This window comes from Rhodococcus sp. OK302 (assembly GCF_002245895.1).
GTDB lineage: Bacteria > Actinomycetota > Actinomycetes > Mycobacteriales > Mycobacteriaceae > Rhodococcus_F.
Map to the genome: position 1 here is coordinate 3,826,403 of NZ_NPJZ01000001.1, position 25,262 is coordinate 3,851,664.

General features: G+C 62.5%; 25 protein-coding genes. 23 read left to right on the forward strand and 2 right to left on the reverse strand.

Annotation, left to right across the window (positions count from 1 at the left end; genetic code table 11):
- The first annotated feature begins 106 nt into the window (after positions 1–106).
- The 18 genes from BDB13_RS17565 to BDB13_RS17645 all read left to right on the forward strand — a co-directional run bounded on the left by BDB13_RS17565 (position 107) and on the right by BDB13_RS17645 (position 19,008).
- The gene (locus BDB13_RS17565; protein WP_094272765.1) at positions 107–1,201 is read left to right on the forward strand and encodes a M24 family metallopeptidase; all 1,095 of its coding nucleotides are present in this window, start codon (positions 107–109) and stop codon (positions 1,199–1,201) included.
- A gap of 36 nt (positions 1,202–1,237) precedes the next feature.
- Positions 1,238–1,801, forward strand: a complete 564-nt coding sequence (gene efp, locus BDB13_RS17570; protein ID WP_094272766.1) for an elongation factor P — start codon at positions 1,238–1,240, stop codon at positions 1,799–1,801.
- 1 nt (position 1,802) lies between these two features.
- Positions 1,803–2,300, forward strand: a complete 498-nt coding sequence (gene nusB / locus BDB13_RS17575) for a transcription antitermination factor NusB (RefSeq protein WP_094272767.1) — start codon at positions 1,803–1,805, stop codon at positions 2,298–2,300.
- Between the two features lie 163 nt (positions 2,301–2,463).
- On the forward strand, positions 2,464–3,093 hold the full coding sequence (pyrR, locus tag BDB13_RS17580; RefSeq protein WP_094272768.1) for a bifunctional pyr operon transcriptional regulator/uracil phosphoribosyltransferase PyrR: 630 nt from the start codon (positions 2,464–2,466) through the stop codon (positions 3,091–3,093).
- The gene (locus BDB13_RS17585) at positions 3,090–4,034 is read left to right on the forward strand and encodes an aspartate carbamoyltransferase catalytic subunit (RefSeq protein WP_094272769.1); all 945 of its coding nucleotides are present in this window, start codon (positions 3,090–3,092) and stop codon (positions 4,032–4,034) included. Before pyrR ends, BDB13_RS17585 begins: the two co-directional genes overlap by 4 nt.
- Positions 4,031–5,365, forward strand: coding sequence for a dihydroorotase (locus BDB13_RS17590; protein ID WP_094272770.1), 1,335 nt, complete (start codon positions 4,031–4,033; stop codon positions 5,363–5,365). Before BDB13_RS17585 ends, BDB13_RS17590 begins: the two co-directional genes overlap by 4 nt.
- Positions 5,366–5,376: 11 nt before the next feature.
- Positions 5,377–5,928 (forward strand): PH-like domain-containing protein, encoded by a 552-nt coding sequence (locus BDB13_RS17595; protein WP_094274989.1) that lies wholly within the window; start codon positions 5,377–5,379, stop codon positions 5,926–5,928.
- Positions 5,925–7,100: a glutamine-hydrolyzing carbamoyl-phosphate synthase small subunit gene (gene carA / locus BDB13_RS17600; protein ID WP_094272771.1), complete on the forward strand. Its 1,176-nt coding sequence runs from the start codon at positions 5,925–5,927 to the stop codon at positions 7,098–7,100. Before BDB13_RS17595 ends, carA begins: the two co-directional genes overlap by 4 nt.
- A complete protein-coding gene (carB, locus tag BDB13_RS17605) occupies positions 7,100–10,456 on the forward strand; it encodes a carbamoyl-phosphate synthase large subunit (RefSeq protein ID WP_094272772.1) in 3,357 nt (1,118 codons plus the stop codon). The genes carA and carB overlap by 1 nt, the downstream gene beginning before the upstream one ends.
- Positions 10,453–11,274: an orotidine-5'-phosphate decarboxylase gene (pyrF, locus tag BDB13_RS17610; protein WP_094272773.1), complete on the forward strand. Its 822-nt coding sequence runs from the start codon at positions 10,453–10,455 to the stop codon at positions 11,272–11,274. The genes carB and pyrF overlap by 4 nt, the downstream gene beginning before the upstream one ends.
- Positions 11,275–11,331: 57 nt before the next feature.
- Positions 11,332–11,727, forward strand: a complete 396-nt coding sequence (locus tag BDB13_RS32990) for a glycosyltransferase 87 family protein (RefSeq protein ID WP_254922855.1) — start codon at positions 11,332–11,334, stop codon at positions 11,725–11,727.
- A gap of 11 nt (positions 11,728–11,738) precedes the next feature.
- Positions 11,739–12,557: a glycosyltransferase 87 family protein gene (locus BDB13_RS32995; RefSeq protein ID WP_254922856.1), complete on the forward strand. Its 819-nt coding sequence runs from the start codon at positions 11,739–11,741 to the stop codon at positions 12,555–12,557.
- 369 nt (positions 12,558–12,926) lie between these two features.
- Positions 12,927–13,247, forward strand: a complete 321-nt coding sequence (gene mihF, locus BDB13_RS17620) for an integration host factor, actinobacterial type (RefSeq protein ID WP_094272774.1) — start codon at positions 12,927–12,929, stop codon at positions 13,245–13,247.
- 60 nt (positions 13,248–13,307) lie between these two features.
- Entirely contained in the window at positions 13,308–13,904 is a 597-nt protein-coding gene (gmk, locus tag BDB13_RS17625) for a guanylate kinase (protein ID WP_094274990.1), read from the forward strand.
- A gap of 74 nt (positions 13,905–13,978) precedes the next feature.
- Positions 13,979–14,278, forward strand: a complete 300-nt coding sequence (gene rpoZ / locus BDB13_RS17630; RefSeq protein ID WP_033232151.1) for a DNA-directed RNA polymerase subunit omega — start codon at positions 13,979–13,981, stop codon at positions 14,276–14,278.
- Positions 14,275–15,570 (forward strand): bifunctional phosphopantothenoylcysteine decarboxylase/phosphopantothenate--cysteine ligase CoaBC, encoded by a 1,296-nt coding sequence (coaBC, locus tag BDB13_RS17635; protein ID WP_094272775.1) that lies wholly within the window; start codon positions 14,275–14,277, stop codon positions 15,568–15,570. Before rpoZ ends, coaBC begins: the two co-directional genes overlap by 4 nt.
- A gap of 170 nt (positions 15,571–15,740) precedes the next feature.
- Entirely contained in the window at positions 15,741–16,955 is a 1,215-nt protein-coding gene (gene metK / locus BDB13_RS17640; RefSeq protein ID WP_094272776.1) for a methionine adenosyltransferase, read from the forward strand.
- A 34-nt stretch (positions 16,956–16,989) separates the two neighbouring features.
- Complete coding sequence (locus BDB13_RS17645) at positions 16,990–19,008, forward strand: primosomal protein N' (RefSeq protein ID WP_094272777.1); 2,019 nt, start codon at positions 16,990–16,992, stop codon at positions 19,006–19,008.
- 10 nt (positions 19,009–19,018) lie between these two features.
- On the opposite strand, the gene BDB13_RS17650 is transcribed toward BDB13_RS17645, so the two are convergent.
- Positions 19,019–20,149, reverse strand: a complete 1,131-nt coding sequence (locus tag BDB13_RS17650; protein ID WP_094272778.1) for an FAD-dependent oxidoreductase — start codon at positions 20,147–20,149, stop codon at positions 19,019–19,021.
- 72 nt (positions 20,150–20,221) lie between these two features.
- Here BDB13_RS17650 and BDB13_RS17655 point away from each other — a divergent pair, with 72 nt between their 5' ends.
- From BDB13_RS17655 to BDB13_RS17675, 5 genes are all read left to right on the forward strand, one after another.
- Complete coding sequence (locus BDB13_RS17655; RefSeq protein ID WP_094272779.1) at positions 20,222–20,902, forward strand: TetR/AcrR family transcriptional regulator; 681 nt, start codon at positions 20,222–20,224, stop codon at positions 20,900–20,902.
- 84 nt (positions 20,903–20,986) lie between these two features.
- Positions 20,987–21,571, forward strand: a complete 585-nt coding sequence (locus BDB13_RS17660; RefSeq protein ID WP_094272780.1) for a PadR family transcriptional regulator — start codon at positions 20,987–20,989, stop codon at positions 21,569–21,571.
- 95 nt (positions 21,572–21,666) lie between these two features.
- Positions 21,667–22,200 carry a glutathione peroxidase gene (locus BDB13_RS17665; RefSeq protein WP_094272781.1) on the forward strand — a complete coding sequence of 178 codons (534 nt, stop codon included), beginning with the start codon at positions 21,667–21,669 and terminating at the stop codon, positions 22,198–22,200.
- Between the two features lie 219 nt (positions 22,201–22,419).
- Positions 22,420–23,868: a DHA2 family efflux MFS transporter permease subunit gene (locus BDB13_RS17670; protein ID WP_094272782.1), complete on the forward strand. Its 1,449-nt coding sequence runs from the start codon at positions 22,420–22,422 to the stop codon at positions 23,866–23,868.
- 64 nt (positions 23,869–23,932) lie between these two features.
- The gene (locus BDB13_RS17675; protein WP_094272783.1) at positions 23,933–24,892 is read left to right on the forward strand and encodes an esterase/lipase family protein; all 960 of its coding nucleotides are present in this window, start codon (positions 23,933–23,935) and stop codon (positions 24,890–24,892) included.
- A 30-nt stretch (positions 24,893–24,922) separates the two neighbouring features.
- On the opposite strand, the gene BDB13_RS17680 is transcribed toward BDB13_RS17675, so the two are convergent.
- Positions 24,923–25,129 carry a hypothetical protein gene (locus tag BDB13_RS17680; protein ID WP_094272784.1) on the reverse strand — a complete coding sequence of 69 codons (207 nt, stop codon included), beginning with the start codon at positions 25,127–25,129 and terminating at the stop codon, positions 24,923–24,925.
- Positions 25,130–25,262 lie beyond the last annotated feature (133 nt).

A 25,262-nucleotide genomic window follows, 5' to 3' on the forward strand; every position in this document is an offset into this window, starting at 1 on the left:
CAGCCTAACTAGAACAGATTCCATTATGTGGTCTAACCCACAACTATTGCTGTTACCGCGTGTTGCGGGGTGGGGAACCCGCCGCCGCGAACGGTAGGTTCGAGTCATGTCAGCTGATCACCGGTCCCGTCGTCAAGCGCTTCGCGAACTCTTGATCGCGCGGGAACTCGACGCGATTCTCGTCACAGATCTCATCAACATCCGATACCTGACGGGATTCACCGGTTCCAATGCCGCACTGCTGGTGAGCGCCGCGGATTCGGCAGTTGACGAGAAGGCGACGGTCATCTGCACCGACGGCCGCTATGTCACTCAGGTGGCGGAGCAGGTGCCGGATCTTCGGGCCGAAATAAACCGTTCGAGTGCCAACCATCTGATTTCGACGTTCTCAGGCGAAGTGTTGGCCTTCGAGGCTCACATTGCAACATTCGCGGAACACCGATCCTGGACGGAGGCCGCCCCGTCCACCCGGTTTGAACCGGTGAGCGGACTCGTCGAAAAGTTGCGGATGGTCAAGGACGAACACGAGATCGACTTGCTTCGCGCCGCGTGTACCGCTGCCGATGATGCGTTGGCGCAGTTGATCGCTCGCGGCGGACTGCGACCGGGGCGAACCGAACGCGAAGTGGGCCGGGAACTGGAAAACCTCATGTTCGACAACGGCGCCGACGGCATCTCCTTCGAGACCATCGTGGCGGCCGGCGCAAACTCGGCGATTCCGCATCACCGGCCGACCGGAGCAGTGTTGGCGTCGGGAGACTTCGTGAAACTGGACTTCGGTGCACAGATCGGTGGCTACCACTCGGACATGACACGAACATACGTTTTGGAGACTGTTTCCGATTGGCAACGGGACGTGTACGAGCTCGTCGCACAGTCTCAGGCAGCCGGCCGCGCGGCACTGATCCCCGGCGCAGAATGTGCAGCGGTAGACGCCGCAGCGCGCGCAGTGATCGACGATGCCGGGTACGGCGAGTTGTTTCTGCACGGCCTCGGACACGGCGTGGGGCTGGAAATCCATGAAGCACCGGGAATCGGCAAGCTCGGCACCGGTACACTTCTTTCCGGCGCGGCGGTGACCGTCGAGCCGGGCGTGTATTTCTCCGGGCGCGGAGGCGTACGGATCGAGGACACGCTCGTTGTTCGTGAGCAGGGGCCAGAGCTGCTCACACTGACCGCAAAAGACCTTACCGTCGTCTAAGACGGTTCCCGACCCCCTCTAGGAGACGCGAAGCAAGTGGCTTCCACCAGTGATTTCAAGAATGGTCTGGTTCTGCAGATCGAAGGCCAGCTGTGGACGATCATCGAGTTCCAGCACGTCAAGCCTGGCAAGGGCCCCGCTTTCGTTCGCACCAAGCTCAAGAATGTTCTCTCGGGCAAGGTAGTGGACAAGACCTTCAACGCCGGTGTGAAGGTCGAGACCGCCACGGTCGACCGTCGTAGCATGACCTACCTCTACCACGACGGTAGCGATTACATCTTCATGGACGGCGACACCTTCGACCAGGTTCCGGTCAGCGAAGCAGTCGTCGGCGACCAGTCGCGTTTCCTCCTCGAGAACATGCTCGTCCAGGTTGCGACCCACGAAGAGGTTCCCCTCTTCGTCGAGCTCCCGGTCACGGTCGAGCTTGTTGTTCAGCACACCGATCCGGGCCTGCAGGGCGATCGTTCCACCGGCGGCACCAAGCCGGCGACCCTCGAGACCGGCGCCGAGATCAGCGTTCCGCTGTTCATCAACACCGGTGACAAGCTCAAGGTCGATTCGCGTGACGGCAACTACCTCGGGCGTGTGAATTCCTAAAGTGTCCGGCACACATAAGAAACTCGGTGCGCGGCACAAGGCGCGGAAGCGTGCCGTCGACTTCCTCTTCGAAGCCGAAGCACGTGACCTCGATCCGGTTGCACTGACATCTGAGCGTTCCGACCTGTCAGTCAAGGACGATTCGGTGGCTCCGGTTGCTCAGTACACGGTCACCTTGGTGTCCGGTGTTGCAGAAAACCTGGATCGAATCGATCAGGTCATCTCCTCGCACCTGCAGGAGTGGACGCTCCAGCGTCTGCCGGCAGTGGACCGCGCGATCCTGCGTATCGCCGTGTGGGAGCTTTTCCATGCGACGGACGTTCCGCCGGTTGTGGCCGTCGACGAGGCCGTCGAATTGGCGAAGCAGCTGTCCACGGACGATTCACCGGGGTTTGTCAACGGCATCCTCGGCCAGGTCGTTCTCGTGGCGCCGCAGGTTCGTTCGGCTGCTGCCGCGACGTCCCAGCGCGCTCAGGAAACTGATTCGGAAACCGAGTAGTTTTCAGTTCCACCACCCGCCGTGCGAGCAAAGTTGTGTGTCTGAACACAACCCGTCTGAGGACGCGTTCGCACGGCGGGATCAGGTCTGTCGGCTGATAGGGTGGGGACCGTCAGACATCCTTTAACGATCCGTCCAGTGAGGCGGAGAAGGAGGTCGCTGTATGAGCGTGCCCGAAGGGTCTCGCCCATCCGATCTTGCAGGTCCAGATAGCGCTGCAGAAGCTCGTGATGCAGAAGTCCGTGAATTGTTGTCCGCCCAAGATGTGGGCCGGACCGTCGCGCGTATCGCTCACGAAATTATCGAGAAAACCGCACTCGACGGACCCGAGGGAACTGCGCCTCGCGTCGTCCTGATCGGCATCCCGACTCGCGGCACCATTCTCGCGACACGTCTTCGCGACAAGATCGAAGAATTTTCCGGTGTGCGCACTCCCATCGGATCTCTCGACATCACGCTGTACCGCGACGACCTCCGCACCAAGCCTCATCGCCCACTCGAGCGGACATCCGTTCCCGACGGTGGAGTGGACAACGCTCTGGTCGTTCTGGTCGACGACGTCCTCTTCTCGGGACGTACCGTCCGCTCCGCTCTCGATGCGCTGCGCGATCTGGGTCGTCCCCGCGCTGTGCAGCTCGCTGTTCTGGTTGACCGCGGTCACCGTGAACTCCCGTTGCGTGCCGATTACGTCGGCAAGAACGTCCCGACCGCGAGGTCCGAGGACGTCAAGGTTTTGCTCCAGGAGCACGACGGCCGGGATGCAGTCATCATTTCCGGAGGTAAGAGCGCGTGAAGCACCTCCTCTCCATCGCGGACCTCAATCGTGAATCCGCGCTAGAACTTCTCGACGAAGCCGAGCGCTTCGAGCAGGCACTTCTCGGACGTGAAGTTCGTAAGCTTCCGACGCTGCGTGGCCGCACGATCATGACGGTGTTCTTCGAGAACTCCACCCGCACCCGCGTCTCCTTCGAGGTGGCCGGTAAGTGGATGAGCGCCGACGTCATCAACGTCAGCGCGTCCAGCTCTTCGGTGTCCAAGGGTGAATCGCTGCGCGATACGGCTATGACGCTGCGCGCCGCGGGCGCCGACGCCCTCATCGTGCGTCACCCCGCGTCCGGCGCAGCTCATCAGATCGCGAAGTGGACCGGCGAGGCCGAAGACGGCGGCCCGGCGATCATCAATGCCGGCGACGGAACGCACGAACACCCGACGCAGGCTTTGCTCGACGCGTTGACCTTGCGTCAGCGTCTCGGCGATATCGAGGGCAAGCGCATCGCGATTGTCGGCGACATCCTGCACAGCCGCGTCGCCCGCTCCAACGCGCTCCTGCTCTCGATGCTCGGCGCCGAGGTTGTCCTGGTTGCGCCGCCGACACTGCTGCCGGTCGGTGTACACACGTGGCCGGTCACGGTCTCGCATTCGCTGGACGCCGAACTGCCCGGCCTCGACGCCGTGCTGATGCTGCGTGTTCAGGCCGAGCGCATGAACGGTGGATTCTTCCCGTCGCAGCGTGAGTACTCGATCAACTACGGCCTGTCCGAGAAGCGACTGGGAATGCTGGCCGATCACGCGGTGGTCCTGCACCCCGGCCCCATGCTGCGCGGTATGGAAATTGCTTCCGCTGTCGCAGATTCGTCCAAAGCTGCTGTACTGCAACAGGTTACCAACGGCGTTCATATGCGCATGGCTGTCTTGTTCCGGCTTCTGGTCGGTTCCGAGGACGGTGCGCTGTGACCACGAATCAGAACGGAGAATCACCCGTGAGTGTCCTGCTCAAGGATGTTTTGATCTACGGAGAAGGGGATGCCGTCGACGTACTGGTCGGCAACGGCACCATCCTCGAGATCGGCGCAAACCTGGATCCGGCCACTGCATCCGAGGTGATCGACGGCAGCGGGCAGATTCTTCTTCCCGGCTTCGTCGACCTGCACACGCACTTGCGAGAGCCTGGCCGTGAAGACACCGAAACCATCGAAACCGGTTCCGCTGCAGCCGCTCTCGGCGGTTACACCGCCGTCTTCGCGATGGCCAACACCAGTCCGGTTGCCGATTCGGTAGTCATCACCGATCACGTCTGGCGACGCGGACAGGAAGTCGGCCTCGTCGACGTTCACCCCGTCGGCGCTGTCACGGTCGGTTTGAAGGGCAAGCAACTCGCCGAAATGGCGACCATGGCCGCCGGTATCGGCAAGGTCAAGATGTTCTCCGACGACGGCCACTGCGTCGACGATCCGTTGATCATGCGTCGCGCGCTCGAATACTCCAGCTCACTCGGTGTTCTGATCGCTCAGCACGCCGAAGAGCCTCGGTTGACCGTCGGCGCAGTAGCGCACGAGGGCCCGACCGCTGCTCGGTTGGGCCTGGCCGGCTGGCCTCGCGCGGCTGAAGAATCCATTGTCGCCCGTGACGCGCTTCTTGCTCGTGACGCCGGCGCTCGGGTTCACATCTGCCACGCATCCACAGCGGGAACCGTCGAACTCGTGAAGTGGGCCCGCAGTCAGGGCATCTCGATCACTGCCGAGGTCACGCCGCACCACCTGCTGCTCGACGATTCGCGTCTCGAGACGTACGACGCCATCAACAAGGTCAATCCGCCGTTGCGTGAGGCCAGCGATGTCGCTGCCCTGCGTAAGGGTCTGGCCGAGGGCATCATCGACTGCGTCGCCACCGACCACGCTCCGCATGCCGAGCAGGACAAGTGCTGCGAGTTCGCCGCTGCCCGCCCGGGCATGCTCGGCCTCGAAACCGCACTCTCGATCATCGTGCAAACGATGGTTCAGCCGGGCCTGCTCGATTGGCGCGGCGTTGCCCGCGTCATGAGTGAGCGTCCCGCATCGATCGTCGGACTCGACGATCAGGGCCGTCCCATCGCGGTGGGGGAGCCGGCCAACCTGACGCTGGTCGATCCTTCGGCCGAGTGGACAGTGCACGGCCCGGACCTGGCGAGTGTCGCGAATAACACTCCGTACGAGTCGATGACATTGCCCGCTCGGGTCACGACCACACTGTTACGTGGGCGCATTACCGCACATGACGGAAATGCACGGCTGCGGAACGAGGAGTAGGCGTCATGGAGATGGAAAGAGTTCTGTGGGTCGTAGGACTGGTGATCTTCTGGGTCGCCATGATCGGCCTCATGTTCATCGGGTGGCGCGGCCGTGCCCGACGTCAGAAAGACTCGATCGGCGAGTTGCCCACGGTACCGGCAACTTTGGGTGAATTGCTCGTCCTGCCCACCACGGGCCTGTACGTCGGCAGCACCATCGCGCCCAGTTGGCAGGACCGCATCGCCGTCGGCGACCTCGGGTTCCGGTCCACCTGCGAGATCAGCCGTTACTCCGGCGGAATCTTGCTGGAGCGCACCGGTGCGTCGGCCATCTGGATTCCCCAGAAGTCGATCCGCGCGATCCGCACCGAGAACGGTCTCGCCGGCAAGGTCATGAGCAAGGACGGCGTCCTGGTCATCCGCTGGGAGTTGCCGAGCGGCACCGAGATCGACACGGGTGTGCGCGGCGACGACAAGTTGGTCTACCCCGACTGGGTCAAGCCCTTAGATGTCTCGAACAAGACGAACAACAACGAAGACGCAAGCTCTGGCGAGATCGAGCAGAACGGAAAGAACGCATGAGCGGCTTTGACAACAGCCCCGCAGTACTGGTCCTCGAAGACGGACGGGTGTTCCGCGGAACCACCTTCGGCGCGGTTGGCCAGACCCTGGGCGAAGCGGTGTTCAGCACCGGCATGACCGGCTACCAGGAAACGCTCACCGATCCCAGCTACCACCGCCAGATCGTGGTCTCCACCGCTCCCCAGATCGGCAACACCGGCTGGAACGACGAAGACGACGAGTCCGTCGGACCCACCGGTGATTCCGCCGGAGCCAAGATCTGGGTTGCCGGCTACGTAGTCCGCGACCCATCGCGGGTCACCTCGAGCTGGCGCGCGACGGGTTCGCTGCAGGCCAAGCTCGAAGAGCAGTCGATTGTCGGCATCGCCGGCATCGACACCCGCGCGCTGGTCCGCCACCTGCGCACCCGCGGTTCCATGAAGGCCGGAATCTTCTCCGGTGACGCACTTGCAGCCGACGAGGTTCTGGTCGAGCGGGTCAAGGATCAGCCGACCATGCTCGGTGCCGATCTCGCCAGTGAGGTCAGCACCACCAGCGGCTACATCGTCGAGCCCAAGGGCGGTGAGGCTCTGTACACCGTCGCCGCCATCGACCTCGGCATCAAGACCAACACCCCGCGCATGTTCGCCGAGCGCGGTATCCGCGTTCACGTCTTGCCGTCCAACGCGACGCTCGAGCAGATCCTCGACCTCAAGGCCGACGGAGTGTTCCTCTCCAACGGTCCGGGTGACCCGGCCACCGCCGACGGTGCTGTTCACCTCACCAAAGAGGTCATCGGACAGGGCTTGCCGCTGTTCGGTATCTGCTTCGGCAACCAGATCCTGGGCCGTGCGCTCGGGATGAGCACGTACAAGATGAAGTTCGGCCACCGCGGCATCAACGTCCCGGTCATCGAGCATCAGACGGGTCGCATCGCGATCACCGCTCAGAACCACGGCTTCGCGCTCGAAGGTGAAGCCGGCCAAGAATTCGACACACCGTTCGGCCGGGCCGTGGTCAGCCACACCTGCGCCAACGACGGAGCCGTCGAAGGCGTTCGCCTGCTCGACGATTCAGCCTTCTCGGTTCAGTACCACCCCGAAGCTGCCGCCGGCCCGCACGACGCCGCGTACCTCTTCGACCGCTTCACCAGCCTGCTCTCCGCACGGAAAGAAACCGGAGTCAAGAACTAATGCCACGCCGTACAGATCTCAAGCACATCCTGGTAATCGGCTCCGGTCCGATCGTCATCGGTCAGGCCTGCGAGTTCGACTACTCGGGCACCCAAGCCTGCCGCGTCCTGCAAGAGGAAGGCCTGCGCGTCAGCCTGGTCAACTCCAACCCGGCGACGATCATGACGGACCCCGAGTTCGCCGACGCTACCTACGTCGAGCCGATCACGGCCGAGTTCCTCGAGAAGGTCATCGCCAAGGAAGCCTTGCAGGGCCACAAGATCGATGCCGTCCTCGCGACGCTCGGTGGCCAGACCGCTCTCAATGCCGCAGTGGCACTGCATGAGCAGGGCATCCTCGAAAAGTACGACGTCGAGCTGATCGGCGCCGATTTCGACGCCATCCAGCGCGGCGAGGATCGCCAGAAGTTCAAGGACATCGTTGCCAAGGTCGGCGGCGAATCCGCGAAGTCTGCTGTTTGCTACACGATGGACGAAGTACACGCCACGGTTGCCGAACTGGGCTACCCGGTCGTAGTTCGCCCGTCCTTCACCATGGGTGGCCTCGGCTCCGGCATGGCGTACAACGTCGACGACCTCAACCGGATTGCCGGTGGCGGTCTCGCTGCGTCGCCGACGGCCAACGTCCTCATCGAGGAATCCATCCTCGGTTGGAAGGAATACGAGCTCGAGCTCATGCGTGACAGTCGCGACAACGTCGTGATCGTCTGCTCCATCGAGAACGTCGACCCGGTCGGTGTCCACACCGGCGACTCGGTCACCGTCGCACCCGCGATGACCCTGACCGACCGCGAGTACCAGGACATGCGCGACCTCTCCATCGACATCCTGCGTGAGGTGGGCGTCGACACCGGCGGCTGCAACATCCAGTTCGCGATGGACCCCGCCGACGGCCGCCTGGTTGTCATCGAGATGAACCCGCGCGTGTCCCGCTCGTCGGCTCTGGCGTCGAAGGCGACCGGTTACCCGATCGCGAAGATGGCCGCCAAGCTGGCCATCGGGTACACGCTCGACGAAATTATCAACGACATCACCGGCGAGACCCCGGCCTGCTTCGAGCCGACGCTCGACTACGTCGTCGTCAAGGCTCCGCGGTTCGCTTTCGAGAAGTTCCCCGGCGCCGACGGCACCCTGACCACCACGATGAAGTCGGTGGGCGAGGCCATGAGCATCGGCCGCAACTTCACCGAGGCCTTCGGCAAGGTCATGCGGTCGCTCGAGACCAAGCGTGCGGGCTACTGGACCGGCCTCGAGGTAGAGGCTGAGAGCCTCGAAGCTCTGCTCGCCGACCTGAGCGTTCCGCAGGACGGCCGCATGTACGGCATCGAGAAGGCTTTCGCGATGGGCGCCACCGTCGAGCAGCTTTTCGACGCCACCAAGATCGATCCGTGGTTCCTCGACCAGTTCCTGCAGATCCACGAGCTCGGCAACAAGATCCGCGCTACCGAGTCGTTCGACGAGGCTGCGCTGCGTCAGGCCAAGTACCACGGCCTCTCCGATCGCCAGATCGCTGCTCTGCGCCCCGAATTGGGCGGCGACACTCACGCCGGTGAAGATGCAGTTCGCGCTCTCCGCGACGAGCTCGGTGTGCACCCGGTCTACAAGACCGTCGACACTTGCGCCGCAGAGTTCGAAGCCAAGACGCCGTACCACTACTCGACGTACGAGCTGGATCCCAACGCCGAGTCCGAGGTTGCGCCGCAGACCGAGCGTCCCAAGGTCCTGATCCTCGGATCGGGTCCCAACCGCATCGGCCAGGGCATCGAGTTCGACTACTCCTGTGTCCACGCAGCGCAGACGCTGTCCGAGGCCGGCTACGAGACCGTCATGGTCAACTGCAACCCCGAGACCGTCTCCACCGACTACGACACCGCTGACCGCCTGTACTTCGAGCCGCTCACGTTCGAGGACGTGTTCGAGGTCTACCGCGCAGAAGCTCAGTCCGGCACCGTTGCCGGCGTCATCGTCCAGCTCGGTGGCCAGACCCCGCTCGGCCTGGCCAAGCGTCTCGAAGCTGCCGGCGTTCCGATCGTCGGAACCAGCCCGGCCGCAATCGATTTGGCCGAGGACCGTGGCGAATTCGGTCGCGTGCTGAACGAAGCCGGTCTGCCGGCACCCAAGTTCGGTACTGCCACCACGTTCGACGGCGCCCGTGAGATCGCTGCCGGAATCGGCTACCCGGTCCTCGTTCGTCCGTCGTACGTGCTCGGTGGACGCGGCATGGAGATCGTCTACGACGAGCCTTCCCTCGCCAACTACATCTCGCGCGCCACCGAGATCTCGGACGACCGCCCCGTGCTGGTCGACCGTTTCCTCGAAGACGCAGTCGAGATCGACGTCGACGCATTGTGCGACGGCACCGAGGTGTACCTGGGCGGCGTCATGGAGCACATCGAGGAAGCCGGAATTCACTCCGGTGACTCCGCGTGCGCACTGCCTCCCATCACCCTGGGCCGCGCAGACCTCGAGAACGTCCGACGCTCCACCGAGGCACTTGCCAAGGGAATCGGCGTCAAGGGCCTGCTCAACGTGCAGTACGCACTCAAGGACGACATTCTCTACGTCCTCGAAGCGAACCCGCGTGCCAGCCGCACCGTCCCGTTCGTCTCCAAGGCGACGGCCGTTCAGTTGGCCAAGGCCTGTGCTCGCGTCATGCTCGGTGAGTCCATTGCGGACCTGCGTGCCAGCGGCATCCTGCCTGCCGTGGGCGACGGCGGAAACACTCCCGCCGGTGCACCCATCGCGGTCAAGGAAGCAGTTCTCCCGTTCAACCGGTTCCGTCGCGCCGACGGAACCGGCGTCGACACCCTGCTGAGCCCGGAAATGAAGTCCACCGGCGAGGTCATGGGTATCGACTTCGACTTCGGCACCGCATTTGCCAAGTCGCAGACCGCTGCTTACGGTTCGCTGCCCACCGAAGGCGCCGTGTTCGTCTCGGTCGCCAACAAGGACAAGCGTTCGCTGATCTTCCCGGTCAAGCGTCTCGCCGACCTCGGCTTCACGATCCTTGCAACCGAAGGCACCGCAGATGTATTGCGTCGCAACGGTATCGAGTGCAAGAACGTGTACAAGCAGTCCGGTGAAGAGGTTCCTGAGGGTGCTGTCACCATCGTCGATCAGATCAAGAGCGGCGAGGTCGCCATGGTGATCAACACGCCGTACGGCAACTCCGGCCCGCGCGTCGACGGCTACGAGATCCGCAGCGCCGCAGTCGCGTCGAACATCCCGTGCATCACCACTGTGCAGGGTGCTTCGGCTGCCGTTCAGGGCATCGAAGCCGCAATCCGCGGCGACATCGGCGTTCATTCCTTGCAGGAACTGCACGCCGGTCTGCGTCAACCGTCCACCCAGTCGTGACACACAGCTGGGGTCACCGTCTCCGGTCCGCAATCGCGCACCGGGGGCGGCTGTGTGTGGGCATCGACCCACACCCGGCGCTACTCGACGCGTGGGGCCTGCCCCGCTCGGCTGAGGGTCTCGAAACTTTTGCCGAGATCTGCGTCGAGGCATTCACCGGCGAAGTTGCCATCGTGAAGCCTCAGGTCGCGTTCTTCGAGGCGTACGGCAGCGAAGGTTTTGCGGTCCTCGAGCGCACCATCTCGGTGCTGCGCGACGCCGGAACACTGGTTGTCGCGGATGCCAAGCGCGGCGACATCGGTTCCACCATGGATGCGTACGCGCAGGCCTGGCTCGGAGAATCGCCGTTGACCTCGGATTCGGTGACGGTGTCGCCTTACCTCGGTTTCGGAGCCTTGGCTCCGGCCTTGGAGCTGGCTCGCGAGAATGCGCGCGGAATCTTCGTCCTCGCACGCACCTCCAACCCCGAGGGCGGGGGACTGCAGCAGTCTTCGGCCGACGGTGTGTCCGTTGCCCAGTCGATAGTTGACGACGCAATCGCCGCAAATGCCGACGGCCACGACACCGTCGGACTGGTGGTGGGTGCCACCCGCGATCACGGACTGGACCTGAGCAACTTCAGTGGTCCGATCCTGGCTCCCGGACTGGGCGCACAGGGCGCGACGGCCGCGGACCTGGCGGAGATATTCGCCGGTTCCACGGAACTGCTTCTGCCCAACTCTTCGCGTGGCATCCTCAAGCACGGCCCGTCGGTGACGGCTCTGCGTGAGGCGGCCATGCGTGATCGGGACGAGATCGAAGCAGCATTGGCGAACTGATCCGTGAGTGATAACGACGTTTCGAACGCTGTCACACCCCGGTGGTACCGTCCGGCGGTGAACGGATCGGGTGGGGCGTCGAAGCGTCGTTGGTGGGCTGAGCGTCGTTGGTGGATGGTCGCGATGCTTGTTGTGCTGTGCGCCGTGCTGGCCACGGTATTTCAAGCAGTGACCGGAGTACACGGCGACGATCTCGCGGTGTATCGGACGGCCGGGCAGGCAGTTCTGGACGGTTCGAGTCTGTACGACTCCACGTTCAATGCCCGGCTTCCGTTCACCTACCCACCGTTCGCAGCGCTCGTTGCAGTTCCGATTGCGATCGGAACGTGGGGGTTCGTGCAATGGGAGTGGACTTTTGTCAGCCTCCTGATGCTGGCTGTCATCATCGTGTTGAGTTATCGCGGCGTTCCGCTCACCCGTAAGCGCCCCTCGCGGTGTACGCAGGGTTCCTGATCCTGTGGACGGTGGCGTCCCCGATTTCGGATCATCTCGGATACGGGCAGGTCGGGTTGTTTTTGACGATGCTGTGTCTGATCGACGTACTCGCGCGGCCCAAGTGGTTGCCTGAAGGCGTCCTGGTCGGCATTGCCGGTGCCATCAAGCTCGTGCCGATCGTGTATCTCGGTTACTACCTGATTACCGGAAAGTGGAAGGCGCTCGGCGGCGGACTGGCCGGTTTTGCCGGCGCAACCTTGTTGGGCTTCGCGGTACTGCCGCGCCAGACCATCGACTACTTCGGCGACATCGCTTCACTGTCGGGCAAGGTCGCGGTGGGGGACCCGGCGGTCTTCGGGAACCAATCTCTTCGCGGAATGGCGTTGCGTGAACTCCCGGATGCCCTGGTGGGGCCTGTATGGCTGGCTGCCTGCGCAGTGTTGGCCGTACTGGGGATTCTCGCTACCCGGCGCGCTGCGCGCTTACGGGGGGATCTGGCAGCCTTCACCGTCGTTGCACTGCTTGCTGCGGTGGTCACTCCTATCGCGTGGACCCACCACTTCGTGTGGTTGGTGCCGGCCGTGGGTGTGCTGCTGACACCAGTGGTCGGACGACGGGGGATTCCCGCGTGGTCTGCGGTGGCGGCAGCGCTCACCGCCGTCGTAGTGCTTTTCCGATTGCCACGCGTGGGCGCCGATCTGAACATCCCGATTCTGGGATTTGTGTTGGAGAATTCTTTGCTTTGGGCGGTACTGGTAGTCGTTGTGGCCCTGGCCGTACCGGGTTCGACACAAAAAGCCGATGCAGAATCCGGCGTCGACGACCCGAAATCTTCGCTTCCGGCCTGAAAATCGGCCGCGACACGCGCATACGCGCCGAATTGCACCGAAAACTTTGACTGTGTCGACAAGCACGTTTGTCGAACTGATGATCGAGGTTCCAAGTAGTTCGGAGCGGTGCACTGTCTCGAACTTGAAATCTGTTGTGCTACAGTAGCTTTCGCAATCGTACCTACGTAAGTGCCGTTTTGTTTCGGCCGCGATCGCGCCGTCGAAGGCGTCGATTCTCGGACTTGATTCAACACGCATAACCCACCGTGATCTGCACCGGACCGCGGGGGGCGGGTTAGCAATTCGCGCCAGGCGTGAGTACGGTCGCTATCGCTGCTGGTTATCCAGCGGAATAGACAAATTTGCACACGATGAGACGGAGGAACCGTGGCCCTTCCCCAGTTGACGGATGAGCAGCGCGCTGCTGCTTTAATGAAGGCAGCAGCTGCCCGCAAGGCCAGGGCTGAGCTCAAGGAGCGCTTGAAGCGCGGCGGCACCGACCTCAAAGAGGTCCTCAAGGATGCCGAAGACAACGAAATCTTGGGCAAGATGAAGGTTTCGGCTCTGCTCGAGGCTCTGCCGAAGGTGGGCAAGGTCAAGGCTCAGGAAATCATGACCGAGCTGGAGATCGCTCCGACCCGTCGCATCCGCGGCCTCGGTGATCGTCAGCGTCGGGCTCTCCTCACCAAGTTCGACTTCGAGGTCTGAGTCGAACCGTGATGAAAACTGGCGCAACAGTAATGATGAGTGCTGCAAAAACAGTTTCTTATGAGTGCTGAGGCTGTGTCAGAGAGCAAGACTGCAGTGCGGAGGGGTCGGCTGGTTGTACTAGCCGGCCCCTCGGCTGTCGGCAAGTCGAGCGTGGTCCGCGAACTCAGAACTCGGTTGCCCGAGCTGATGTTCAGCGTGTCGGCAACGACCCGCGATCCTCGCCCCGGCGAGGTGGACGGTAAGGACTACCGCTTCACCACTCGAGACGAGTTTCAACGGATGATCGATTCCGGTGAACTCCTCGAATGGGCTGACATTCACGGCGGACTACAGCGATCAGGCACCCCAGCGGCACCCGTCGAAGAAGCTCTCGAAGCAGGACGGCCCGTGTTGGTCGAGGTCGATCTGGCCGGAGCCCGTGCGGTTCGCAAGGCAAAACCCGAAGCACTCCTGGTGTTCATGGCTCCGCCGAGTTGGGACGTTCTCGTCCAGCGGCTGACCGGCCGTGGCACCGAAACCGAAGACGTTGTCGCGAGGCGGCTCGAGACCGCGCGAGTGGAATTGGCAGCCCAGGACGAGTTCGACACGGTCATCGTGAACGAAGATGTAAGCCGTGCTTGCGATGAGTTGGTATCCTTGTTGGTCGGGAACTGATTTTCATCCATTTCGATGCATACAGTCGATTCATGTAGGCCTTCATTGCACGATCTAATTCAGGAGACACAAGAGTGAGCAGCACTTCAGCCGCGTCCGCCGCAAGCCAGGGCGCTCTGCCTGCCTACGACACTCCGCTCGGCATCACCAACCCGCCGATCGACGAGTTGCTCGAACGCACCTCCTCGAAGTACGCCCTGGTCATCTACTCGGCCAAGCGTGCTCGCCAGATCAACGATTACTACAACCAGCTCGGTGACGGCATCCTCGAATACGTCGGCCCCCTCGTCGAGCCGGGTCTGCAGGAAAAGCCGCTGTCCATCGCGCTGCGCGAAATCCACGCTGATCTGCTCGAGCACACCGAAGGCGAGTGAGCACGTCGTCGGCCGCTCCCGAATCTGTTTCGGGCACCGGGGGAGCAGCGGAAACCCCCGGTTCGGCGCGTAAGCGCATCGTTGTCGGTGTCGGTGGTGGCATCGCGGCGTACAAAACATGCGCGATCATCCGTAGCTTCACCGAGAGTGGTCATCACGTCCGCGTGATTCCCACCGAGTCAGCACTGGAATTTGTCGGACGAGCCACTTTCGAGGCGCTCTCCGGCAATCCGGTGCATACCGGCGTTTTTGCCGATGTGCCGCAGGTGCCGCATGTCCGTCTCGGTCAAGAGGCGGATCTTGTGGTCATCGCGCCGGCAACAGCCGATTTGATGGCGCGTGCCGTCATGGGCCGTGCCGACGACTTGCTGACCGCCACTCTGCTGACGGCTCGTTGCCCCGTTGTCTTCGCTCCGGCGATGCACACCGAAATGTGGGAACACCCCGCAACGGTGTCCAATGTGGCGACGCTCCGTTCGCGCGGAGTTCACGTCATCGAACCGGCGTCCGGACGCTTGACCGGAAAAGACACCGGTGCCGGCCGTCTGCCCGAACCCGAAGAGATCGTCGGACTTGCGTCGTTGCTCCTCGAGCGCGTCGACGCATTGCCTCGTGATCTCGAAGGTCGTCGGGTGCTCGTCACTGCCGGTGGTACCCGTGAGCCCCTCGATCCCGTTCGTTTCCTCGGCAACCGCAGTTCCGGCAAGCAGGGATATGCCCTCGCGCGTCTGGCTGCTCAGCGCGGAGCGAAGGTCACTCTGATTGCGGGATACACGTCGGATCTCGCGGATCCCGCAGCAGTCGATGTGGTTCACGTCAAGACTGCCGAAGATCTTCGATTGGCCGTCGAGAAGCATGCCCCGGGGCATGACGGCATCATCATGGCTGCGGCGGTCGCCGATTTCCGGCCCACCACGGTCGAAGGCAGCAAAATCAAGAAGGGCGCTAACGAGCCCGACTCGATCAGCCTGACTCGAAACGTGGATATCCTGGCCGGACTCGTCGAATCTCGTCGCGCCGGTGATCTCGATGAGCACACCGTCATCGTCGGATTTGCTGCGGAGACCGGTGACGCTCATGGCGATGTCCTGGATTACGCCCGTTCCAAGCTTGCTCGCAAGGGCTGCGATCTCCTCGTGGTCAACGCGGTGGGTGAGGGCAAGGCTTTCGAGGTCGACCACAACGATGGTTGGCTTCTGGGTTCGGATGGATCCGAATCAGCCCTCGAACATGGTTCCAAGGCTTTGATGGCCAGCCGAGTTCTGGACGCATTGGTGACGTTGTTCCCTTAAGCGTGAGACCTATCACACCCAATTCGGGTGAGCATAAGGGTGTTGCGTTGATTGTGCGGCGACTATGGTCGGCGCAGTTATACATAAGTACGGCAAAACGGCCACCGACGGTGGTCCGAATATTTCCATAAGCTGTAGTCAAAAGAACTCAGGCGTCGAGAGGGAGATCTGTGAGCAAGTCCGGCAGTCGGCTATTCACCAGCGAGTCCGTGACCGAGGGGCACCCGGACAAGATCTGTGACGCGATCAGCGACTCCATTCTCGACGCGATCCTGACGCAGGATCCGCGTGCTCGCGTCGCCGTGGAAACTCTGGTCACCACCGGCCAGGTGCACGTCGCCGGCGAGGTCACGACCACCGCCTACGCCGACATTCCCAAGATTGTCCGCGATACGGTCCTCGAGATCGGTTACGACAGCTCGGCCAAGGGATTCGACGGCAACTCCTGCGGTGTCAACGTCGCGATCGGTGCGCAGTCCCCGGAAATCGCTCAGGGCGTTGACCATTCGCACGAGGCTCGTGTCGACGGAACGCTCGACGACGAGATCGATCGTCAGGGCGCCGGCGATCAGGGCCTGATGTTCGGTTACGCCACCACCGATACTCCGGAACTGATGCCGCTCCCCATCGCGATGGCGCATCGATTGGCCCGTCGCCTCACCGAGGTTCGCAAGACCGGCATCCTGCCGTACCTGCGTCCCGACGGCAAGACCCAGGTCACCATCGAATACGACGGTGACAAGCCGGTTCGCCTCGACACCGTCGTCATCTCGACGCAGCACGCTGCCGACATCGATCTCGACAATCTGCTGACCCCAGATCTTCGCGAGAAGGTACTCAACTCGGTTCTCGCCGACGTGAACCTCGCGAACCTGGACACCACCGACGTGCGCCTGCTGGTCAACCCGACCGGCAAGTTCGTCCTCGGTGGACCGATGGGTGACGCCGGTCTGACCGGCCGCAAGATCATCGTCGACACCTACGGCGGAATGGCTCGCCACGGCGGCGGCGCATTCTCCGGCAAGGACCCGTCCAAGGTGGATCGAAGTGCCGCCTACGCCATGCGCTGGGTTGCCAAGAACGCAGTTGCTGCCGGCCTCGCCGACCGCATCGAAGTTCAGGTCGCCTACGCTATCGGCAAGGCCGCTCCGGTTGGTCTGTTCGTCGAGACGTTCGGCACCGAGAAGACCGATCCGGCTCGCATTCAGCAGGCCATCACCGAGGTCTTCGACCTGCGTCCGGGAGCGATCATTCGCGATCTCGATCTGCTGCGTCCGATCTACGCGAAGACCGCTGCGTACGGCCACTTCGGTCGCACCGATATCGATCTCCCGTGGGAGAGCACGGATCGTGCAGACAAGCTGCGTAGCGCAGCCGGTCTCTGATTGCTCAGTGATATAGCGGGGTGGACATAGCGGGGTGGGCGCGGAAAGAGTAGCGGCAGAGGTTGATCCGGTTGCCCGGGTTCTACCGATGCTTCCCCTCGCTCACCTCGATCGGGAGTTCGACTATCTCGTTCCCCGTGAACTCGAAGCGGATGCGCAACCCGGTGTACGGGTGCGCATCCGCTTTGCTGGTCGTCTGGTCGACGGCTTCATTGTTTCCCGTGAGGCGACCAGCGACCATCAGGGCAAGTTCGGCTGGCTCGAGCGTGTCATCTCCGCCGAGCGCGTACTCACCGCCGAGATAGCGCAGTTGGTCGATCGTGTCGCCGAGCGTTATGCCGGGACGCGTGCCGATGTCCTGCGATTGGCCGTGCCCCCTCGCCATGCAAAAGTTGAAGCTGAGCCCTGGGAGCCGTGCGGTGACATCGCGGCGCCCACCCTGGACGAACGAGGCTGGCACCTCTATCAACACGGCGAAGCGTTTGTCACCGCCGTCCGTGAATTTCGCGCTCCGCGTGCGGTGTGGCAGGCATTACCTGGCGAAGACTGGCCGATGCGTCTCGCCGAACTCGCGGGATCTGTTGCAGCCGTAGGGAAGAGCGCTGTCATCGTTGTCCCCGATCAGCGCGATATCGATCGGGTGCTTGCGGCCTGTGAGGCCGTGTCCGGCGCTGAAGCGGTAGTGGGACTGTCAGCAGGCTTGGGCCCGGCCATGCGCTATCGACGGTGGTTGGCGGCGCTCCGCGGAAGTGCGCGCATCGTGGTCGGCACTCGAAGTTCCGTTTTTGCGCCGACGCCCGACACTGGACTCGTAGTGGTGTGGGACGACGGCGACGACAACTTGGCGGAGCCGCGCTCGCCCTATCCGCATGCCCGCGAATCCGCAGTTTTGCGAGGCCATGTCGCTGGATGTGCCGTGGTGATCGGCGGTTTTTCACGGACCGCGGAATCCCAGGCGCTCGTCGATTCCGGTTGGGCTCATGATTTGGTGGCAGCCCGCGACGTCGTCCGGCATTGCTCGCCCAAGATCACCGCGTTGGCAGATAGCGATCAGGCCTTGGCCCGCGATCCCGGTGCCCGGGCGGCACGCTTGCCGGCCATTGCTTTTGCCGCGGCACGACGCGCATTGCGCGAAGGCCACGGCGTGTTGGTTCAGGTGCCGCGTCGCGGTTACGTGCCGACGCTTGCATGCGGGAAATGTCGGGCACCGGCGCGCTGCCGACGATGCAACGGGCCCTTGGCATTACCGTCCGCTGCCGGTCCGGACGGTGCCGGAATTCCCGAGTGCCGGTGGTGCGGCGTCGCCGATGCGGCGTACCGGTGTCATGCCTGTGGTGCGAAGGCGTTGCGGGCGGTTGTCGTTGGCGCAGGTCGTACCGCCGAGGAACTCGGCCGGGCGTTCCCCGGAGTGAAGGTTGTGTTGTCCGGTGGCGGCGATGTGGTCAAGGAAGTTCCCCAAGGTCCCGCTTTGGTGGTTTCGACCGTCGGCGCAGAACCGGTGATGACTGGAGGTTATGGCGCGGCTCTGTTGCTCGACGGCTGGGCGTTGCTCGGCCGCGCTGATCTGCGAGCCGAAGAAGAGACGCTGAGGCGGTGGATGTCGGCCGCGGCCTTGGTGATTCCGCTGTCCGAAGGCGGCGAAGTGGTGGTGGTCGCGGATTCGGGAATCCCGACGGTTCAGGCGTTGGTGCGCTGGGATCCGATCGGTCACGCCCGCAATCAGTTCGACGAACGTGAAGAGGTCGGGTTTCCGCCGGCTGTACACCTGGCGGCCATTGACGGTGGCAGCGCAGCGATTGCGGAGTTGGTGGCGTCGGCGGAATTGCCGAGCAGCGCTGTACTTCTCGGTCCGGTGGAATTGCCGGCGGGGGAGCGGCTTCCGTACTCGGGCGAAGATGAAGCCGGAGTGGCGCCGGAGCGGATGCTGATTCGGGTACCGCGTAAGGACGGGCGTGCGTTGGCTGATGCGCTCGCTCACGCACGTGCAGCTCGGAGTGCGCGGAAGTCCTCGGGTCCGGTGCGGATACAGATCGATCCGCGTCGAATCGGTTGATTGCCAGAGCTCACTCGTCGAGGGCGCCGGTGAAGAAGTCGACGAGTGAGAATGGTGCTCGGTCACCGAGGCAGAGATCCAGGATGACGTGTGCGTCTTCGGCTTCCGACGCGCTGCGCGGGAACAACGCCTGTTCATAGGCGGCGAGTGCCACCTCGATGTCGTTGGGATGTGCGGCAATCGCTTTCCCCAGTTCAGCGCCGTCGAACATCGCCAAGTTCGCGCCCTCGCCGGACGGCGCCATCAGGTGCGCCGCATCACCGAGGAGTGTCACGCCGGGAATTCGATCCCAGCGATGGTTGTCCGGAAGCGCGTAGATCGCGCGGGGAACCGGTGGGGTGTCGGCATCGGCGATAAGCGCGATGAGTTCTGGTGCCCACCCGTCGAACTCGGCCGCAATTCGAGTACGTGCCGCGGCGGCGTCGGTGAAGTTGATTCCGGCGATCCACTCGGCGGAGCGGTTCAGTTGGACGTAGGTGTGAACGATGCCGCCTGCTTCGCGGTGCGCGGTGATGCCTTTTCCGGGAGTGAGTGCGTACATTGCACCGTCGCCGACAGCTTTGGCCGTCGCGGCGTGCCGCTCATCCGCGTCGTGCAGATAGGTCTCGATGAATACGGTGCCGACGTAGTCGGGCTTGGCGCCGGAGAGCAGCGGGCGGATCTTCGACCACGCGCCGTCGGCACCGACAAGAATGCTGGTCGATACGGTCGATCCGTCGGCGAAGGTCAGCTCGTGTCGTCCGTCGCCGAGGGGACTGGCGCCCGTGACTTTGTGTCCCCACTGGATCGTCTCGTCGGGCAATGAGTCGAGCAGGATCCGACGTAGGTCTCCACGGAGCACCTCGGGTCGCGCGCCCGTGCCGTCGTCGGGTTCGTCGAGCAGCATCGTGCCGTGCTGGTCGAGTATGCGCGAAGCCGCGCCGTCCTCGTGAATGATCGCGCGGAATTCGTCGGTGAGATCGGCAGCTTCGAGTGCCAGTTGTCCGTTGTGCTCGTGGATATCGAGTTGGCCGCCCTGGGTGCGGGCTTCCGCAGAGGGCTCCGCCTCGTAGATTGTCGCGGGGATGCCGTGGACGTGGAGGACGCGTGCGAGGGTGAGGCCGCCGAGGCCGCCGCCGATGATCGTGACTGGTGTTGTCATAGAGTTTCCTTTCGAGACGATTGGAACGGTGTTCCATTGACCATCTTGGAACGGCGTTCCAGATCTGTCAAGATGGAGCGCATGGACACCGAGTCACAGCGGAGCGAACGGCGTACGGACGCACTCTCGAAGGAACGAATCGTCGAAGCTGCGATTGAGATCCTTGACGCCGAGGGGGAGAAGGCGCTCACATTCAGGGCTCTCTCGGCCCACCTCTCAACGGGGAGTGGGGCGATCTATTGGCACGTCGCCAACAAGAACGAACTGCTAGCCGCGACGACCAACGATGTCATTGCTCGCGTTGTGATCGAGACGATCGAGGGGCTGGCGCCCCGGGAAGCGATTCGAGCAATTTCCCTCGGACTGTTCGACGCGATCGATGCACACCCTTGGGTGGGCACTCAACTCTCACGTGAGCCCTGGCAGTGGGCGGTGCTGCAGATATTCGAAAGCGTCGGCGGGCAACTTCAAGCGCTCGGCGTTCCGGAAGATGCGCGGTTCGATTGCGCGTCCGCGCTCGTGAACTACGTCCTCGGCCTCGCCGGGCAGTATGCCGCGGGAGCCAGACTTCTTGCGCGCGAGACGGATCGAACGGCCTTCCTCGGAACCGTCGCCGCGCGATGGGAACAACTCGACGCGGCGGAGTATCCGTTCCTGAGTAGTGCGGCGACCCAGTTGCGCGAGCATGACGACCGCGAACAATTTCTCGCGGGGATCGACCTCATCCTGGCGGGAATTGCGACCGTTCGATAGGTCATGGTGCTCTGTAGAGAGAATTGCACCGCCTCGGATGGCGATATATCGTCGAACTATCAACGATAGTGATGGAGGTCGGACATGGATAGACATTTTCCAGACGGCGAGCGCGGACACGGACGTGGTCGGGGCCATTTCGGAGCTGGTGGGCCGGGTTTCGGGCCGGGTGCGCATCTGGGTCGAGGACGTGGCCGCGGTGGTCGGGGTCGACGTGGTGACGTCCGGGCGGCAGTCCTCCTTCTCATCGCTGAAGAACCGATGCACGGGTATGAGCTGATCCAGCAGATCGTCGAGCGCAGTGGCGGCGTGTGGAAGCCGAGTCCCGGCTCGATTTACCCCGCCCTGTCGCAACTCGAAGACGAAGGCCTCGTCATCATCGACAAGGTCGCCGGCCGAAAAACCGCCCGGCTCACCGCAGACGGTGTTGCCTACGTCGCGGAACACAAAGCCGATCTGGGTTCGCCGTGGGACGACGTTCGCGACAGCGTCGGTGCGCCGGAACAGGATTTGCGTGAGCTGATCGGACAACTCATGGGTGCTGCCGGTCAAGTTGCCGCCGTGGGAACGCCGGCACAGGTCAAGGCCGCCGCCGATGTTCTGATCGAAGCTCGTAAGTCTTTGTATCGCGTACTTGCCGAGGATGGATCGACAGACGCGGGAAGTTGAGTGCGCCCGACACTTTGTGCGTCCAACCACGAGTGCCGGCGAAGTATGAACTAGCTTGGGTAGCAAGATAATCACTTCGATAACCGGGAGAATTTATGACTGTCCACAACTTCGCCGTCAAGGCTGCCGACGGATCCACCGAGGATCTGAGCCAGTACAAAGGCAACCTACTGTTGATCGTCAACGTGGCGAGCAAGTGTGGATTCACACCGCAGTACGAAGGCCTCGACGCCTTGTACCGCGAGAACAAGGACCGCGGTCTCCGAGTAATCGGATTCCCGTGCAACCAGTTCGGTGATCAGGAACCCGGTCAGGACGCGGAGATCCAGGAATTCTGCAGCACCACCTACAACGTCACGTTCCCCGTTCACGCCAAGCTCGAGGTCAACGGCGACAACGCAGACCCGCTGTACACGCACCTCCGCAGCGAAGCGCCGGGTGAGTTCGGACCCGAAATCGGATTCCTCTTCGACCATGTCAGCAAGACTCGCCCCGAAGCGATCGGTACCGACGAGGTGAAGTGGAACTTCACCAAGTTTCTCGTAGATCAGGACGGAGCGGTTGTCCGCCGCTTCGAGTCGACCGTGACACCGGAGCAGATCGGCGCGGAGATTTCGGAGCTGCTGTAAATAGTTGAGACAGATATCCATTCCCGGGAGCAACTGCGCGGAGTTCCCGGGAATGGAGGTCTCAGGCGAATGTCCGGGCGGCGGCGATCAGTCTGTCGCGGCCCGGGCCGCTCCGGGTTCCGGCGTCGAAATTAGTTTGACGGTGACTCTCGAAATGGTCGATATTGTTGAATCAATAGATTTGTTTGTCGACTAAATTCAGAGAGTTCGTAGCAGCGCATGCATATTGAAGAGACAGAAGCTCAATCGGACGCGGTTCACGCGGACGATCTTGACCGCGGCAGCAAATTGTTGATCGGCGTGTTGGTGGTCGCCGCATTCGTCATGATCCTCAACGAGACGATCATGGGCGTGGCGCTGCCGCGTCTGATGGTGGATCTCGACATCACTGCCAGCACCGCGCAGTGGCTGACCACCGGGTTTCTGCTGACCATGGCGGTCGTCATCCCCACGACGGGCTACCTGTTCCAGAGATTCACACTCCGGCAAGTTTTTGCGGCAGCCATGACGCTCTTCAGCGTCGGCACGTTCCTGGCGGCAATCGCACCCGGATTCGAACTGCTTCTGGTGGGTCGTGTTGTCCAGGCCGGCGGTACCGCCATCATGCTGCCACTGCTCATGACCACAGTCCTGCGTGTTGTCCCCGTACACAAACGCGGCGCCATGATGGGCGTCATCTCCATCGTGATTGCCGTCGCTCCGGCTGTCGGCCCTACCCTTTCCGGTGTGATTCTGCGCTCACTGGACTGGCGCTGGATGTTCTGGATCGTATTGCCGATCGGACTCGTCGCGTTTGCCATCGGCTCGGTGTTGGTCAAGAACCTCACGACAACCGGCGCGGCTCCGTTCGACGGCCTGTCAGTTATCTTGTCCGTCTTTGCATTCGGTGGCATCGTCTACGGACTCGGCAGCATCGGACACTCTGCCGAAGGATCGGGTGTGCCGGTGTGGATACCGCTGGTGGTCGGCGTCGTCGCTCTGGTCGTGTTCGTTCTGCGTCAGCTCTCTCGGCAGGAGAGTGGACGCGCACTGCTCGACTTGCGGCCCTTCCTCACTCCCACGTTCAGCATCGGACTCGCCATGTTGGCGATCAGCATGATGGCACTGTTCGGTGCGCTGATCCTGTTGCCCTTGTACCTCCAGAATGTGCGTGGCCTCGACACCTTGAAGACTGGTTTGTTGCTACTTCCCGGTGGTCTGCTCATGGGAGTTCTGGCGCCGTTCGTGGGACGCGTATTCGACCGTGTCGGTCCGCGCCCGTTGGTCATCCCCGGTGTGGTTGTGGTCAGTGGCGCATTGTGGCTGATGACGCTCCTCGATACGGAGACCGCCCTTCCGGTGGTTGTCGGCATCCATTCGATGCTGATGGCAGGTCTCGCCTTGGTCATGACGCCGTTGATGACGTCGTCGCTGGGGTCGGTTCCGTCCGAGTTGTATTCGCACGGCAGCGCGATCTTCAATACCGGGCAGCAACTGGCCGGGGCAGCCGGCACAGCGCTGTTCGTCACGATCATGTCGAACACAGCTGCTTCACAACTTGCCGACGGTGCTTCCGATATTGCAGCGCAGCAGTCCGGCATCCACACCGCATTCTTGTGGGGTGGCGTCATTTCCCTACTTGCGGTGGCAGGTTCGGTATTTATCAAGAAACCGGCAATAGTAGGGTAACCGGTCGGTTCGCACCTTATGATCTGTTTCTACACAGTGGTTATCAAGGTGGGAGTATCGAGTTATGACGGTTGTGACCAGGTCCGCGGGACTGGTGTTTTCGATGGCGGCCGCACTTGCGGTGGCAGTGCCCAGTGTCGCGGGTGCCGTCACTCCGACGGTGGTCGGGCCACCGCAGACTACCCGTCACGCGGCCACCGGATATGCCGAGGGACATCCGGATTTGGCCCCGGCGGGGTCCAACAATTTCGACTGCAAGCCCAGTGCTGCGCATCCGCGGCCGGTACTTCTCGCGCACGGAACCGATACGCAGGCCTACACCGATTGGGCGGCCGTTGCACCGGCACTCGCGGCTGACGGGTACTGCGTCTTCGCGCTCAACTACGGCAAAGATTCTGAAAAAGATACCTACGGCGTCGGCGATATCGTCTCCAGCGCCGGTGAATTCAGTGCATTCGTTGATCAGGTGCGATCAGCGACCGGGGCTGATCGCGTCGACGTCGTCGGGTATTCGCAAGGCGCAACCGTGACTCGGTACTACATCAACAAGCTCGGTGGATCACAGTTCGTCGACCAGTGGGTCGGGCTGGCGTCGCCCTCGTATGGGGGCGTGATGTTCGGACTCGTACCGATCATTCGTGCGATCCCTGGCGCCGACGAGTTTGTCCGGGACACCTTTTCCGTCGCTGTCAGTGAACAGATGGAGGGATCCGATCTGCTGCGCAGCCTCAACGACGGCGGTGACACGGTGCCGGGGGTGCATTACACCACCATCGGTTCGCGGGTCGACGAGATGATTCAGCCGTCCAGCAACATCGCCTTGCGGGGTCCCGGAGCGGAGAACATCGTCCTCCAGGACGTGTGCCCCCAGAACCTGACCGGTCACTTCCGGATGCCCTACGACCCGTACGTGATCGACATCATTCGTACGTCACTCGATCCGACTGCCGAGCGGCACGCATCATGCACGGCCGTACCGCTCGGCGCGGATATTCTGCAGGTGGTCATCGACTCGAACTCCTGAGGTCGGCTCGACCACTGCGGTCAATCTCGACTACTCAGCGAGTTTGGCCGCAGCCTGCGCCCACAGGAAAAACTTGTTGGTACCCAGATCGCGGACCGTCTTGATATTGAATGCAGCCTTCAAATGCTCTGCATCCGAATCACTTACGCCGTTCAAGGCTGCCACTGGCGCATCGGCCAAATCTTCGACGGACTTGCCTGCATATGCCTTGTCGAACTTGCTGTCGATGCCTGCCATGAAGTACCTCCGTGTGGTCGGTGCATGTGCTTCTTGCTTCTCGACGCCAAGTGGTGGCGACAGGGACAGTCAATACCGTCTAAGGGTGAATCTGCAGCGTTCTCACCAAAGAACTTGCTGAGAATTGTGTTCG